16 protein-coding genes are annotated in these 14785 nt (G+C 63.4%); 10 read left to right on the forward strand and 6 right to left on the reverse strand.

Annotated elements, in window-relative coordinates; all coding sequences use genetic code 11:
- Positions 1 to 13 precede the first annotated feature (13 nt).
- Entirely contained in the window at positions 14 to 1801 is a 1788-nt protein-coding gene (locus tag BLV45_RS03520) for an acyl-CoA dehydrogenase (protein WP_090529032.1), read from the forward strand.
- Positions 1802 to 1952: 151 nt separating this feature from the next.
- On the opposite strand, the gene BLV45_RS03525 is transcribed toward BLV45_RS03520, so the two are convergent.
- The gene (locus BLV45_RS03525; protein ID WP_090529034.1) at positions 1953 to 3239 is read right to left on the reverse strand and encodes a D-amino acid dehydrogenase; all 1287 of its coding nucleotides are present in this window, start codon (positions 3237 to 3239) and stop codon (positions 1953 to 1955) included.
- Between the two features lie 146 nt (positions 3240 to 3385).
- Between BLV45_RS03525 and BLV45_RS03530 the strand changes: the two genes are divergently transcribed.
- The gene (locus BLV45_RS03530; RefSeq protein ID WP_090529036.1) at positions 3386 to 3874 is read left to right on the forward strand and encodes an Lrp/AsnC ligand binding domain-containing protein; all 489 of its coding nucleotides are present in this window, start codon (positions 3386 to 3388) and stop codon (positions 3872 to 3874) included.
- Positions 3875 to 3961: 87 nt separating this feature from the next.
- Complete coding sequence (locus tag BLV45_RS03535; RefSeq protein ID WP_090529039.1) at positions 3962 to 5092, forward strand: PA0069 family radical SAM protein; 1131 nt, start codon at positions 3962 to 3964, stop codon at positions 5090 to 5092.
- 25 nt (positions 5093 to 5117) lie between these two features.
- Here BLV45_RS03535 and BLV45_RS03540 read toward each other — a convergent pair whose 3' ends face one another.
- Both BLV45_RS03540 and BLV45_RS03545 read right to left on the reverse strand, forming a co-directional pair.
- The gene (locus BLV45_RS03540; protein ID WP_090529042.1) at positions 5118 to 5585 is read right to left on the reverse strand and encodes an NINE protein; all 468 of its coding nucleotides are present in this window, start codon (positions 5583 to 5585) and stop codon (positions 5118 to 5120) included.
- Positions 5586 to 5752: 167 nt separating this feature from the next.
- The gene (locus tag BLV45_RS03545; protein WP_245753107.1) at positions 5753 to 6913 is read right to left on the reverse strand and encodes a PQQ-dependent sugar dehydrogenase; all 1161 of its coding nucleotides are present in this window, start codon (positions 6911 to 6913) and stop codon (positions 5753 to 5755) included.
- A 173-nt stretch (positions 6914 to 7086) separates the two neighbouring features.
- Here BLV45_RS03545 and rpsP point away from each other — a divergent pair, with 173 nt between their 5' ends.
- The 6 genes from rpsP to BLV45_RS03575 all read left to right on the forward strand — a co-directional run bounded on the left by rpsP (position 7087) and on the right by BLV45_RS03575 (position 11345).
- On the forward strand, positions 7087 to 7341 hold the full coding sequence (rpsP, locus tag BLV45_RS03550; RefSeq protein WP_006476550.1) for a 30S ribosomal protein S16: 255 nt from the start codon (positions 7087 to 7089) through the stop codon (positions 7339 to 7341).
- A 105-nt stretch (positions 7342 to 7446) separates the two neighbouring features.
- Positions 7447 to 8142, forward strand: coding sequence for a ribosome maturation factor RimM (gene rimM / locus BLV45_RS03555; RefSeq protein ID WP_090529045.1), 696 nt, complete (start codon positions 7447 to 7449; stop codon positions 8140 to 8142).
- A gap of 52 nt (positions 8143 to 8194) precedes the next feature.
- A complete protein-coding gene (gene trmD / locus BLV45_RS03560; protein WP_090529048.1) occupies positions 8195 to 8962 on the forward strand; it encodes a tRNA (guanosine(37)-N1)-methyltransferase TrmD in 768 nt (255 codons plus the stop codon).
- Positions 8963 to 9118: 156 nt separating this feature from the next.
- Positions 9119 to 9505: a 50S ribosomal protein L19 gene (rplS, locus tag BLV45_RS03565; protein ID WP_020069334.1), complete on the forward strand. Its 387-nt coding sequence runs from the start codon at positions 9119 to 9121 to the stop codon at positions 9503 to 9505.
- Positions 9506 to 9610: 105 nt separating this feature from the next.
- The gene (locus BLV45_RS03570; protein ID WP_090529051.1) at positions 9611 to 10291 is read left to right on the forward strand and encodes a CoA pyrophosphatase; all 681 of its coding nucleotides are present in this window, start codon (positions 9611 to 9613) and stop codon (positions 10289 to 10291) included.
- Between the two features lie 115 nt (positions 10292 to 10406).
- Entirely contained in the window at positions 10407 to 11345 is a 939-nt protein-coding gene (locus BLV45_RS03575) for a CobD/CbiB family protein (RefSeq protein WP_090529054.1), read from the forward strand.
- Between the two features lie 102 nt (positions 11346 to 11447).
- On the opposite strand, the gene BLV45_RS03580 is transcribed toward BLV45_RS03575, so the two are convergent.
- Genes BLV45_RS03580 through BLV45_RS03590 form a run of 3 tightly spaced genes read right to left on the reverse strand, consistent with a single transcriptional unit; the run spans position 11448 to position 13988 of the window.
- Positions 11448 to 11768, reverse strand: coding sequence for a putative signal transducing protein (locus tag BLV45_RS03580; protein WP_090531035.1), 321 nt, complete (start codon positions 11766 to 11768; stop codon positions 11448 to 11450).
- A gap of 22 nt (positions 11769 to 11790) precedes the next feature.
- Positions 11791 to 12732, reverse strand: coding sequence for a ribosome small subunit-dependent GTPase A (gene rsgA / locus BLV45_RS03585; RefSeq protein ID WP_090529057.1), 942 nt, complete (start codon positions 12730 to 12732; stop codon positions 11791 to 11793).
- Entirely contained in the window at positions 12729 to 13988 is a 1260-nt protein-coding gene (locus BLV45_RS03590; RefSeq protein WP_090529060.1) for a M48 family metallopeptidase, read from the reverse strand. The genes rsgA and BLV45_RS03590 overlap by 4 nt, the downstream gene beginning before the upstream one ends.
- 143 nt (positions 13989 to 14131) lie before the next feature.
- Here BLV45_RS03590 and orn point away from each other — a divergent pair, with 143 nt between their 5' ends.
- Positions 14132 to 14749 (forward strand): oligoribonuclease, encoded by a 618-nt coding sequence (orn, locus tag BLV45_RS03595; protein WP_090529063.1) that lies wholly within the window; start codon positions 14132 to 14134, stop codon positions 14747 to 14749.
- The last annotated feature ends 36 nt before the right edge of the window (positions 14750 to 14785 follow it).

The raw sequence follows: 14785 nt of genomic DNA on the forward strand, positions 1-14785 counted from the left end.
GGAGGAGACAGACATGTATAACGCCCCCCTCAAGGACATGCTCTTCGTGATGAAAGAGCTGGCCGGTCTCGAAGACATCGCCACGTTGCCGGGCTTCGAGGACGCCGGTCTGGAAACCGCGCAGGCCGTCCTCGACGAATCCGCGAAGCTGTGCGGCGAGGTGCTTGCGCCGCTGAACGTCGAGGGCGACCGCAACCCGAGCGCATGGAAAGACGGTGTGGTCACCGCGACGCCCGGTTTCAGGGAGGCGTTCCGCCAGTTTGCCGAAGGCGGATGGCAGGGCGTGCAGCATCCGGTCGAATACGAAGGCCAGGGTCTGCCGAAGTTGATCGCGACGCCGTGCATGGAGATGCTCAACGCATCGAACCTGTCGTTCGCGCTGTGTCCGCTGCTGACCGACGGCGCCATCGAGGCGCTCCTTACCGCCGGCACCGAAGCGCAGAAGCAGACCTACGTGCCGAAGCTGATTGCTGGCGTTTGGACCGGCACGATGAACCTGACCGAGCCGCAGGCCGGTTCGGACCTCGCGCTCGTGCGCACGCGCGCCGAGCCGCAGGGCGACGGCTCGTTCAAGGTGTTCGGCACGAAGATCTTCATCACGTGGGGCGAACACGATATGGCGAAGAACATCGCGCATCTCGTGCTCGCGCGCACGCCCAACGCGCCCGAGGGCGTCAAGGGCATTTCGCTCTTCATCGTGCCGAAGTTCCTCGTGAACGCCGATGGCTCGCTGGGTGAGCGCAACGACGTGCATTGCGTGTCGATCGAGCACAAGCTCGGCATCAAGGCGAGCCCGACGGCGGTGCTGCAGTTCGGCGACCACGGCGGCGCGATCGGGTACCTGATCGGCGAGGAGAACCGCGGCCTCGAGTACATGTTCATCATGATGAACGCGGCGCGCTTCGCGGTCGGCATGCAGGGCGTCGGCGTGTCGGAGCGCGCGTACCAGAAGGCCGTCGGCTATGCGAAGGAACGCGTGCAGAGCCGTCCGGTGGACGGTAGCGCGAAGCAGCCGGTGGCGATCATCCAGCATCCGGACGTGCGCCGCATGCTTTCGACGATGCGCAGTCTGACTGAAGCGTCGCGCGCGCTTGCTTACGTCGCGGCCGCGCACTGCGACGTCGCGCACCGTCATCCGGACGCGGCGACGCGGGCCGAACATCAGGCGATCTATGAATTTCTCGTGCCGGTCGTGAAGGGCTGGAGCACGGAGCTTTCGCTGGAGGTCACGAGTCTCGGCGTGCAGGTACACGGCGGGATGGGCTTCATCGAGGAGACGGGCGCCGCGCAGTACTACCGCGACGCGCGCATCCTGCCGATCTACGAAGGCACGACCGCGATCCAGGCGAACGACCTGATTGGCCGCAAGACGGTGCGCGACGGCGGCGCGGTGGCGAAATCGCTGCTCGCGGACGTCGCGCAGACGATCGGGGCGCTCGGCCGGCACGACACGCCGGCATGCCGCTCGATGAAGCGCTATCTGGAACTGGGACACGGCTCGCTCGCGGCGGCGATCGACTTCGTGGTGGCCAATGTGAAGCGCGATCCGAAAGCGGTATTCGCGGGCAGCGTGCCGTATCTGAAGCTCGCGGGTATCGTGCTGGGCGGCTGGCAGATGGCGCGCGCGCTGCTCGTCGCGATGGAAAAGCGCGAGGACGATCCGTCGTTCTACGGCGCGAAGATCGCGACCGCCCGGTTCTTCGCGGAACACGTGCTGTCGCAGGCGTCGGCGCTGGAAGCTTCGATCGTTACGGCAAAGGGCGATGAGGGTGTGCTGGCGCTTGATGCAGACCAGTTCTGATCGCGAATGGACCAGGCTGATGCGCGGGCGTGCATTGCGACCGCGCGTCCAACAAAAACAGAACGGCGCCTCACAAGAGGCGCCGTTCTGTTTTGAGCATGTCTCATTGCGCGGTAGAGCGATACGGCGATACCGCGATCGGGTGAATCCGTCAGGCGTACGCCGGCCGGTGCGCGGCGCCCGTGTCGCCGAGATAGCGATGCACGGACAGGTCGCCCGACTGGATCGCCGGCTGCTTGCCGGAGATCAGGTCGGCGAGCAACTGGCCGGAGCCGCACGACATCGTCCAGCCGAGCGTGCCGTGTCCCGTGTTCAGGAACAGGTTCGGCACCGGCGTGCGCCCGACGATCGGCGTGCCGTCCGGCGTCATCGGACGCAGACCCGTCCAGAAGGTCGCCTTCGACGTGTCGCCGCCGCCTGGGAACAGGTCGTTGACGCACGTTTCGAGCGTCTCGCGGCGCGCCTGGCGCAGCGACTTGTCGAAGCCCGCGATCTCGGCCATGCCACCGACGCGGATCCGGTCGTCAAAACGTGTAATCGCGATCTTGTACGTTTCGTCGAGCACCGTTGAAACGGGTGCCGCGGCGGCGTCGACGATCGGCGCGGTGATCGAGTAACCCTTCAGCGGATAGACCGGAATCTTGACGACATCCGCGAGAAAGCGTGTGGAATATGAGCCGAGTGCGACGACGTAGCTGTCGGCCACCACGATCTCGTCGCCACATTTCACACCGGCGATGCGGCCGTTGGCCATCGCGAGCGCGTCGATCGGCGTGTTGTAGCGGAACTTGACGCCGAGCGCTTCGGCCATCGCGGCGAGGCGCGTGGTGAAGAGCTGGCAGTCGCCGGTTTCGTCGCCGGGCAGGCGCAGGCCGCCCGTCAATTTGTGCGACGTCGCGGCAAGCGCCGGTTCGACGCGCGCCAGTTCACCAGGCGTCAGCAGTTCATACGCGACGTTCGCGTCCTTCAGCACGGCGATGTCTTTCGCGGCGCCGTCGAGCTGCTGTTGCGTGCGGAACAGTTGCAGCGTGCCGCCCGTGCGCCCTTCGTACTGGATGCCGGTATCGGCGCGAAGCGCCTGCAGGCAGTCGCGGCTGTATTCGGCGAGGCGAACCATGCGCCCCTTGTTGACGGCGTAGCGCTCCGTCGTGCAGTTCTGCAGCATCTGCCACATCCACTTCAGCTGGAACTGCGTGCCGTCGAGCCGGATGGCAAGCGGCGCGTGCTTCTGGAACATCCATTTGACGGCCTTCAGCGGCACGCCAGGCGCCGCCCACGGCGCGGCATACCCGGGCGAAATCTGCCCTGCGTTCGCGAAGCTGGTTTCGAGCGCCGGACCGGCCTCGCGGTCGATCACGGTCACTTCGTGACCCGCGCGCGCCAGGTAATACGCGCTCGTAACGCCAACGACACCGCTGCCCAGAACGACGACTCGCATGACTTCTCCAGAAAGGTCGGAAGGCTGACGGTATCGAAATGTTCGATTAATGATGGATTACGCTGTCAACCCAGTGTTAACGGCTATCATATTGACGATCAACCAGTTTTTGTTATCGTATTTTTTGCGTTTTCAGTGGAAAAACCATGCGAATCCAACGTCAACCGATCCGCGCCCTGGACAAGCTGGATCGCCGCATCCTGAAACTGCTCCAGCAGGACGGGCGCATGGCCATGAAGGATCTCGCCGAACAGGTGGGGCTCTCGGTCACGCCCTGCATCGAGCGCGTCAAACGCATGGAACGCGACGGCGTGATCATGGGCTATCACGCCCGGGTGAACCCGGCTGAGCTGGGGGCGGCGCTGCTGGTGTTCGTCGAGATCACGCTCGATCACAAGAGCGGCAACATGTTCGATCAGTTCCGGCGCGAAGTGCAGAAGATTCCCGAGGTGCTGGAATGCCATCTCGTATCAGGTGACTTCGACTATCTGATCAAGGCGCGCATCGGCGAAATGGCCGACTACCGGAAACTGCTCGGCGACATCCTGCTGCAGCTGCCCGGCGCGGTGCAGTCGAAGAGCTATGTCGTCATGGAAGAGATCAAGGAAACGCTGACGATCGCCGTCGGCGAGTGAGATTCGCCTGGCCATCTGGCAGGTCTCGACAAACGTCGAAGATACTGTATATTTATACAGTATCTTCGACGTTTTACTTTCCATGCCGTGACCGATTCAGCCAACGAATATCCGATTGCCCCGCCGGCGCCCCTCAAGGGGCGCGGCGCGGTCACGAACCTGCAGGGGCGCTACGAGATCAATCAGCGCGAAGCGTTCGACGACGGCTGGGTGCTGTCGCCCGCGGATGAAGAAACCGGAACGCCTGCACTGCGCACCCAGGTTTTCGAAGAGCACGCGAAATCGATCCTGACGCGCAACGCCTCGCCGGACATTCCGTTTAACGTGTCGCTCAATCCGTATCTGGGGTGTGAGCACGGCTGCATCTATTGCTTCGCGCGCCCGACACACAGCTATCTGGGGCTTTCTCCGGGGCTGGATTTCGAGAGCCGTATCTACGCCAAGATCAACGCGGCAGCCTTGCTCGAGCGCGAATTGTCGAGGAAATCCTATGTTCCCGAGCCCATTGCGCTGGGCGTGAATACGGACGCCTGGCAGCCGGTGGAACGCAATCTCGGCCTGACCCGCGGCGTCATCCAGGTGCTGCACGACCGCGGGCATCCGTTCGCGGCCATTACGAAGTCGTCACTGATCGAGCGCGATCTCGACCTGCTCGCGCCCATGGCGGCGCGCGGGCAGGTCATGGCGGCAATCACGATTACCACGCTCGACGCCGACATCGCCCGTACGCTGGAACCGCGCGCCGCGACACCGGCGCGGCGATTGCGCACGATCAAAACGTTGAGCGAGGCGGGCGTGCCGGTGGGCGTCAGCATTGCGCCGGTGATTCCGTTCGTCACGGAACCGGACATGGAGCGCGTGCTGGAAGCGTGCGCGGAGGCGGGGGCGTCGTCGGCCAGTTTTATCGTGCTGCGCTTGCCCTGGGAAGTCGCGCCGTTGTTCAAAGACTGGCTTACCGCGCATTTTCCGGATCGCGCCGATCGCGTGATGAGTCGCGTGCGAGACATGCGGGGCGGAAAGGACTACGACGCGTCGTTCGCGACGCGGATGAAAGGCGAAGGGCTTTGGGCGGATCTGCTCAAACAGCGCTTTCACAATGCAGCCCGACGGCTTGGCCTGAACGAGCGTCAACGCGGCATTCTGGATATGTCGCAGTTTCGCCGGGTCGACATGGCGAAACCGCCATTACCGGATAACCCGCAACTCAACCTTTTCTAGCGTGGTTGCGGGATACGCTGGCGTCTTATTGGGAAAGCGCTTTCGCCGCCTGAACCTGCGATTCGAAGTACGTCTGAAACGAGAACGCGAGCCCCGTCATCAGCAGGAACGCGCCGATCAGCAGCGAGAAGATAACGATGAAGACCACGGTCCAGCCCGAGTGACTCTCTTTACCGGTCTGCGCGTTGAACTGCGCGTCCCATTTTTCGTCGGGGCGCAGCCCGTAGACGATCGCCGCCAGGAACGCCGCGAGCAGCGAGATCGCACCCGGAAAAACCAGCACCCAGCCGAGCGTCGACGCGCGTTCGGTCGCGACGAGCAGCAAATAGCCGGGAACGCCGATCACCGCGCCGAGCAGATGCGCCCAGCCGTATACATCGCGCAGTCCGTACAGATAGAAGCGATGCGCGCCCAGCGTGCCGAAGAAGAACGCGAGCGCGGCGGTTATCGTCTTGGATTTGAAGCGTGGGGAAAGCGAGGCAGCGGTGGACATGGGCTAAGGCTGAATTTCACAAACAACGGGATGGACGCGTCAGGCGCGCATGCCGCAGAAGTTGCGCGGGCCGACGCGCATTCTACGCTTCGCGCGCGCCGCGGGTCACATCGGTGGTCCCGGTGCGGGTGTCGTTTCTGGCACGTGCGCATGGCTGGGTGAGCCGATCAAGGCGCCGTCCAGGTGATGCGATAGATCGCGCCCGCATAGTCGTCGCTGATCAGAAGCGAGCCGTCGGGTAAGGGAAGCACGTCGGCAGGGCGGCCCCACTCGCTTTCGTCCGGCATCAGCCAGCCCTGGGCGAAGACTTCCTGACGTGGATGGCTGCCGTCGGCGTCCACGATCACGCGCATGACGCGGTATCCGACTTTCCGGCTGCGATTCCACGAGCCGTGTTCGGCGATGAAGATGTTGTTCCGGTAATCGGCCGGGAACATCGGGCCGGTGTAAAAACGCATCCCGAGCGACGCGACATGCGCGCCGAGTTTCGCGACCGGCGGCGTGAATTCGTTGCACGGGTGGTCCTTGCCGAATTCCGGGTCGGCGATGTCGCCCGCATGGCAGAACGGATAGCCGAAATCCATGCCGCTGCGCGGAGCGCGATTGAGCTCGTCGTCGGGGCGATCGTCGCCGAGCATGTCGCGGCCGTTGTCGGTGAACCACAGTTCGTGCGTCACCGGATGCCACGCGAAGCCGACCGTGTTGCGGATGCCGCGCGCGATCGTTTCGTAGTGGCTGCCATCGGCGTCCATGCGGCCGAGCATCGCGTAATGGTCACGATCGGGCAGGCAGATGTTGCAGGGCGCGCCTTGCGGCACGTACAGCTTGCCGTCTGGCCCGAATGCGATGAATTTCAGGCCGTGGTGATACGCGGTGGGCAATCTGTCCGTGACGACCGCCGGCTTTGGGGGATCGGTCAGATGGTCGTCGATCGCATCGAAACGCAGAATCTTCGATACCGCCGACACATACAACGCCCCGTCGTGCCACGCGACGCCGGCCGGCATGTCGAGTCCTGACGCGATTACATGGCGGGCGGTGACCTGCCCGTCGCGCAGTTCCAGGGCATAAACGTGGCCGTCGATGCTGCCCACATACAGAATGCCCTTCGGCGACAGGGCCATTTCGCGTGCCGAAGGCACGTTGTCCGCGAGCACCTCGATGTGAAATCCGGGCGGCAGCTTGATTCGTCCGATTGGCAGCGACGCTGCGGTAGTAGCGGTTGCAGTCAGATTCAGCAGGAAAAATGCGATGGCGAGCAGTCGGCCATGCCGGCTGCGTGGACGCGCGGGCCGGGGCCTGAACATCGTCAGAAAAGCGGCTTTCATGTGCCTCCCGCATGGATAACCGGGCGAGCCCGCTGCCGCTGTGCGGAACGCGATGTCTCGCCGCGGCGACCTGGCCTTGCAGTTTATCCCCGTAAGTGTTTGTTATGGCGTTGCTTTCGGGCTATAATCTCGCGTTTCAGTGGTTCCGAACCCCGGATTTCAAGGATTCCAGTATGGTCATCATCCGCTTGGCTCGTGGCGGCTCCAAGAAGCGCCCGTTCTACAACATCGTCGCAACCGATTCGCGTAACCGTCGTGACGGCCGCTTTATCGAACGCGTTGGCTTCTACAACCCGGTTGCTACGAAGGGTGAGTCGCTGCGTATCGCTCAAGATCGCCTGACGTACTGGCAAGGCGTTGGCGCACAGCTGTCGCCGACCGTCCAGCGTCTCGTGAAGGAAGCGCAAAAGGCGCAGCCGGCTGCCTGATGGTAGTCAGCATGCGCATCGCGGGCGTGTCGCGCGAACTGTGCGGCGTGCCGGATGCGCAGGTATTGTCTGAAGTTGGCCCGAAGCTGGCTGTGAGGTTGGCCCATGTCCACGCGTGATTCCGACGGCTCAGGCCGTAGCAAAACCGCGAATCGTGGCGAAGCTTCATTTGGCGCCTTTGTCCGCAAGCCGGCAGCGCGGGTTGTACCGGCAGCCGCCGCTCCAGTCGCAGCAGAAATGCGCGCTGAATCGGCGGAAAGCTGGCCGGACGATGCCGTCGAAGTCGGCGCAATTGTCGACGCGTACGGCCTGAAGGGCTGGGTGAAGGTGGCCGCGCATGCGGACGCCGGGCGAGGCGGCGACGCCTTGCTGAGCGCAAAACGCTGGTGGCTGCTGAAAGGCCGCGAGCGCCGCTCTGCCCCCGTTCTGCAGTCGAAGATACACAGCGACAGCATCGTTGCCCAACTGGGCGGCACGGCTGACCGCGACGTGGCATTGTCGCTGCGTGGTCACAGCGTGTACGTGTGTCGCAGTGACTTCCCGGCACTCGAGGCCGACGAATTTTACTGGGTCGACCTGCTCGGCCTGAATGTCGTCAACGAATCTGGCGTTGCGCTGGGCACGGTTGCCGACATGATCGACAACGGTGCGCATTCGGTGCTGCGCATCGAGTACCCGGCCACGGGGAAAGACGGCAAGCCGGTTACCGGCGAGCGTCTGATTCCGTTTGTCGGCGTCTATGTCAAAACGGTGGATCAGGCGGCGAAGCAGATCGTCGTCGACTGGGAAGCTGATTATTAATCGCGGTGCCGGCAGCACGGTACCGGGCACGATTCGCTGAATGGGGAGAGCGATGCAGTTCGATGTCGTCACGCTCTTTCCTGACATGTTTCGCGCATTGACCGATTGGGGTATCACCAGCCGGGCAGCGAAGCAGCAGCGATACGGTTTGCGTACGTGGAATCCGCGCGATTTTACGACCGACAACTACCGTACCATCGACGATCGCCCTTATGGCGGCGGTCCCGGCATGGTCATGCTTGCAAAGCCGCTTGAAGATGCGATCGGCGCTGCGAAAGCCGCGCAGGCAGAGCAGGGTGTGACCGGTGCGCGCGTCGTCATGATGTCGCCGCAGGGCGCAACGCTCAATCACGATCGCGTGATGCAGTTCGCGCAGCAACCGGGTTTGATCCTGCTGTGCGGTCGCTATGAAGCGATCGACCAGCGCCTGATCGACCGGGTCGTCGACGAAGAAGTCAGTCTGGGTGATTTCGTGCTGTCCGGCGGAGAGTTGCCGGCGATGGCGTTAATGGATGCCGTCGTACGTCAGTTGCCAGGCGTGCTGAACGATTCGCAGTCGGCGGTGCAGGACAGTTTCGTCGACGTGTTGCTGGATTGTCCGCATTACACGCGGCCCGAAGAATATGACGGCGTGCGCGTGCCCGATGTGCTGCTCGGCGGCCATCATGCGGAAATCGAGTTGTGGCGTCGGCGCGAAGCACTGCGCAACACGGTAGTCAAGCGCCCCGATCTGATCGAGCGCGCCAGAAAGAACAAGATGCTGAGCCGTGCCGATGAGGCATGGCTTGCAAGTCTCGCGAAAGAAGCGTCGAAGGCGTAGGCCTTCACGATTCCGAGTGAGCACCAGGCGGTGTCGCACATGCGTGTGCGGCGCCAGATGTGAACCCATCCTCTATCGGGGCCGTAGCCGCGCGCAACAGGCAACGCCAGCGCAAGGCAGGTACGAACGCCGACAAGATGGACATAGGAGTCAGTGATGAATCTGATTGCAAAACTCGAGCAGGAAGAAATCGCGCGCGCCCTCGGCGAGAAGACCATCCCCGAATTCGCTCCCGGCGATACGGTGATCGTCAGCGTGAACGTGGTTGAAGGCACGCGCAAGCGTGTGCAGGCTTATGAAGGCGTCGTGATTGCAAAGCGCAATCGTGGCCTCAACTCGTCGTTTATCGTCCGCAAGATTTCGTCGGGCGAAGGCGTCGAGCGTACGTTCCAGACGTACTCGCCGCTGCTGGCAAGCATCGTCGTGAAGCGTCGTGGTGACGTGCGTCGCGCAAAGCTGTACTACCTGCGCGATCGTTCGGGCAAGTCGGCCCGGATCAAGGAAAAGCTGGTCTCGAAAGACCGCGCTGCTTCCCAGGCATAAAACCTGTAAGCGCTGTAAGGAAAAGCACCCCTCGCGGGTGCTTTTTTCTTTGATACGTCAGAATAGCGTCCTGTCCAGTTCATTCGCCCCATTCCGGGAAACCCGTTGACCCGTCCCGTTTTTGAACCCGAAGCCCTGCCTGTCGAATCGACGGGTATCGATCTGCCCGTCGTTGCGCCCGAACGCCTGACGCCCGACGGCCTGCGCGCGCGGTTTGAGAAAACGCTCGCGTGGGCGCCGGAGCCGCTCGTGGAAACGCGTCTGCGTGACGGCGATCCGCGGCTCGCCGCTGTGCTGGTACCGCTGGTCGTGCGCGACGAAGGGCTCACCGTGCTGTTGACGCAGCGCGCCGACCATCTCAACGACCATGCTGGCCAGATCAGTTTCCCGGGCGGCCGCCGGGAATCCTGGGACGCGAGCGCCATCGCGACCGCGCTGCGCGAAGCGCAAGAAGAGGTCGCGCTGGATCCGACGCGCGTCGAAGTACTGGGTTCGTTGCCCGATTACCTCACGGGCACCGGCTTTCGCATCACGCCGGTGATCGGTCTCGTGCATCCGCCGTTCACGGTCGAAGCCGATACGCTCGAAGTCGCCGAAATCTTCGAAGTGCCGCTCGCCTTTCTGATGGACCCGGCGCGTCACGAAGTCCGCGTGTTTCGCTGGGAAGGCGGGGAGCGTCGTTTTTTTGCGATGCCTTATCCGCGTAGCGAATCGGACGGTCATCACTTCATTTGGGGTGCAACGGCGGGCATGTTGCGCAATTTCTATCGCTTCCTCGCGGCCTGACCCGAAAGACCGTCTTGTGCCTCAAGCGTTTGCGCCCCATGTACGCTCAGGCTCATCCGACCCTGTGCTATCGTTATAAAACGATCGCATAAACCCGAATAGCACGGCGCACCGCATGACATTTTTCTCGGTATTACTGGCTCTCATCATCGAACAGTTGCGCGCGCTGTCGCCCAGCAATCCGGTGTCAGCGCTGCTTCAGTACCATGCGGAGTCTGCCGCGCACGGCTTTGACGCCGGCAAGCCGAAGCACGGAATCCTCGCCTGGCTGGTTGTGGTGCTGCCGTGGACGCTCTTCGTCGGCGCCGTTTACTACGTGTTGTACGAGATCAACTTCGTGCTCGCGTTCCTCTGGAACGTCGTGATCGTGTACTTCACGCTCGGCTTCCGGCAATTCAGTCACTATTTCACCGACATCCATCTCGCGCTCAACAACGACGACGTGCCGCGCGCGCGTGAAATTCTCAACGAGTGGACTGGCCTCGAAACCGTCGATATGCCGGTCAGCGAGATCGTGCGTCACACGTTGATTTATGCGGTGATCGCGTCGCATCGTCACGTGTTCGGCGTGTTTTTCTGGTTTCTCGTGCCGGTCGGGCCGGCCGGCGCGGTGCTGTATCGCATCGCCGAATATCTCGCGCGGACGTGGTCCAAGCCGGCCGATGATCGCACGCCGGCGTTCTCAACGTTCGCGCAGCGGGCATTTTTCGTGATCGACTGGATTCCGGCGCGTTTGACGTCGCTGGGTTTCGCGATCGTCGGCAATTTCGAGGATGCGATCTATGCGTGGCGCAATCACGCGCGGCAGTGGCCCGATGCGAACGATGGCGTCCTGCTCGCCGCGGGCAGTGGTGCGCTCGGCGCGCGCCTGAGCGGGCCGCTTGCCGAGCCGTCGAGTCTCGATGCGCTTTCGACCGGCGACGGCGGCCCGATGCAGGTCGGCGACGACTGCACGCCGCGCACGCTGCAATCCGCGGTCGGGCTGGTGTGGCGCGCGGTTATCCTGTGGATGATCATCCTGCTCATGCTGACGATCGCCGTGTGGCTTGCCTGAGTTTCGCCTGAGTCTCGCGGCCCGGAACCATCAGTCGCAAAGCAGAAGAGGCCGGAATGAACCCCGGCCTCTTTTTTTGCCTGCGAATCGAATCAGCAGCAGTCAGCCGTCAAGCGGATCCCGCGCGGTCCCGCATTGCCAGCACACCGTGAACTGCGCTTCCAGCGTCTCTCCACACTGGGCGCAACGCCACGCTGGCGCCCCCTCGGCAGGACCGCGGGAGGCCGCGTCGATCAACCGGCGCGCAAGCGCTTCGTCGCGTTCATCGACGAGCCACAGTTCCGGCGCGCACTGTTCCGCGGGAATCTCGCCCAGTGCGCCGTTCAGATAACGGTTGTGCAACTCGCACGCGACGCCCGCCGCCGACAGCACGTTGATCCAGTGCTGTCCGGTCACCACGTTCGGGGCGCGCATCAGTTTCATCATGGCGGGCGGCAGTCGGCGCCTAGCGCACGATCTGGCTGGCTTCGTGGACAAGTTGCGCATAGAGCGCATGACGTTCGCGCGCGATGCGGCCATTGCCGACGGCGTCGAGGATCGCGCAGCCCGGCTCGTGCAGGTGATGGCAGTTGTAGAAGCGGCAATCCGCCAGCAGCGGACGAAACTCCGGAAACGCGCGTTCGAGACGCCCTTCGGTGAGATGGTGCAGGCCGAATTCCTGGAAACCGGGTGAGTCGGTGAGCGAGCCGCCTTCTGGCAATGGATAAAGACGCGTGTACGTGGTCGTATGGCGGCCGCTGTTCAACGCGGTCGAAATCTCCCGCGTCGCGACTTCGGCGTTCGGAACCAGAAGGTTCACGAGCGTCGATTTGCCCATGCCGGACTGACCGAGCAGAAGCGTCGAATGGCCGGTCAGATGTTCACCGAGTGCCGCGCGAGCCTCGTCGGGACGTGTCCTGATCGACACTTCCACGACCGGATACCCGAGTTCGCGATAGCGTGCGAGCCGGGTGCGCGCGCCCGGAAGCGCGGCCTCGACGTCGGTCTTGTTCAGCATGATGAGCGGCTTCAGCTCGTTGGCTTCGGCCGCGACCAGCGCGCGGCCGAGCAGGTCCTCGCTGAAATGCGGCTCGGTGGCGAGCACGATCAGCAACTGGTCGAGGTTTGCCGCAAAGAGCTTCGACTTGTACTGGTCGGACCGATAGAGCAGGTTGCGCCGCGCGTCGATGGCGACGATCACGCCCTGGTCGGCAGACGCCGCTTCGTACGTCACGCTATCGCCGACGGCCACCTCACTCTTCTTGCCGCGCGGAAAGCATTGCAGCGGCGCGCCGCCGTCGTCGGGCACGACGAGATAATGGCGGCCATGCGCCGCGACGACGAGACCGTGTACCTGCTTTTGCGCGCTGGCCGCGGCGCGGGCCGCCTTGGGCAAGCGGCCGCTCATGCGTGCCGCAGCAGGCGGTCGATCCGCTGCGACGCCGGCGGATGCGAGTAATAGAACGCGGTGTAGAGCGGGTCGGGCGTGAGCGTCGAAGCGTTGTCCTCGTACAGCTTGACGAGCGCGTTGACGAGGTCCTGGGCATCCGTCTGCGTGGCGGCGAAGGCGTCGGCCTCGAACTCGTGCTTGCGCGAGCTGAGACTGCCGAGCGGCGTCACGAAGAACAGGAACACGGGCACGGCGAGGAAGAACAGCACGAGCGCAAGCCCGCTGTTGCCGCCCGTGAGCGACGCACGCACGCCCAGCCCTTCGTAGAACCACACGCGCTGCGACAGCCAGCCGAGCAGCGCCAGCATCGCGAGGCTGATCGCGAACGTGACCACCATCCGCTTGATCACGTGACGGCGCTTGAAGTGACCCAGTTCATGCGCCAGCACCGCTTCGATCTCGTTGCCCGACAGGCGCGCGAGCAGCGTGTCGAAGAACACGATGCGCTTGGCCGCGCCGAAGCCCGTGAAATACGCGTTGCCGTGCGCCGAGCGACGGCTGCCGTCCATCACGAAGAGACCCTTGGCGGCGAAGCCACAGCGCTTCATCAGCGCCTCGATGCGGCTTTTCAGCGCTTCGTCCTTCAGCGGTTCGAACTTGTTGAAGAGCGGAGCGATGAACGTCGGATACAGCACCAGCACGAGCATCTGGAACACGACCCACACGATCCACGTCCACAGCCACCACAGACTGCCCGCCTGGTTCATCAGCCACAGCACGACGAAGAGCAGCGGCAGACCGAACGCGGCGCCGAGCAACGCACCCTTGATACGGTCGACGAAGAAAATACGCCGGCTCATCCTGTTGAAGCCGAAACGGTCTTCGACCACGAACTGGCGGTAATAGTCGAACGGCAGATCGATCACGCTCATGATCGCGATGACCGCCGCGACCAGCGCGATCTGGCCGACGTAGCCGCGGCCGAGCCAGCCGGTGATGCCGAAATCGAGCGACTGGACGCCGCCCAGCAGCGTGAGCCCGATCAGCACCGCGGCGCTGACGACGATTTCCACCATCGTGAGGCGCGTGCGCTCGACGGTGTAATCGGCGGCGCGCTGGTGCGCCGGCAACGGGATGGTCGTGGAGAACTGCGGCGGCACCTGGTCGCGGTGCGCCGCCACGAAGCGGGTTTGCCGCGACGCGAGCCAGAGTTTGGTTCCGACCATCGCCACGACGGCGATCACGAACAGAACGGTGAAGTACAGGGTAGGCATCCGGGAGGTCCGTGGTATCTATGCGAGAATTATATGTTTCTTCCCGCCGGCTGGCGGGTTGTGCTCATACGAACTGTTTCAGCGGCGTTCCGGCGCCGTGCGCATGCAACGCCCCCTGCCTGATAACAACCAAGGTTGCCTTCATGACTGACACCCCCGACGCTGCTGGCCAGACCCCGCTTGTTCGCAGCGACATGAATCTCATCTGGCTCGACATGGAAATGACGGGCCTCGAACCGGACACGGACCGCATCATCGAGATTGCTGTCGTCGTGACGAATTCGACGCTCGACAGGCTGGTCGAAGGTCCGGTGCTCGCCATTCATCAAAGCGACGAAACACTCGCCAGAATGGATCAGTGGAACCAGAACACGCACGGCCGCTCGGGGCTGATCGACCGGGTGCGCGCATCGACGGTCAGCGAGGCCGACGCCACCGAACAGATCCGCGCGTTCCTTGGCGAATACGTACCGCCGGGCAAGTCGCCGATGTGCGGCAACTCGATCTGCCAGGACCGCCGTTTCATGGCGCGCTGGATGCCGGACCTCGAGCGCTTTTTCCACTATCGCAACCTCGATGTCAGCACGCTGAAGGAACTGTGCCGCCGCTGGCAGCCGACGATCTACAAGGGCTTCCAGAAGCGCGCGATGCATACGGCGCTCGCCGACATCCATGAATCCATCGACGAGCTCAAGTACTACCGCGAACACTTCCTGATTCCGCAGGCGAGCGCCCCCGGCGCTGCCGCCGTCGCCATCTGAGCCGCTGTGCTCCGGGCCGTCATCGCAGGCATCGCA

The organism is Paraburkholderia sartisoli, from assembly GCF_900107685.1.
GTDB lineage: Bacteria > Pseudomonadota > Gammaproteobacteria > Burkholderiales > Burkholderiaceae > Paraburkholderia > Paraburkholderia sartisoli.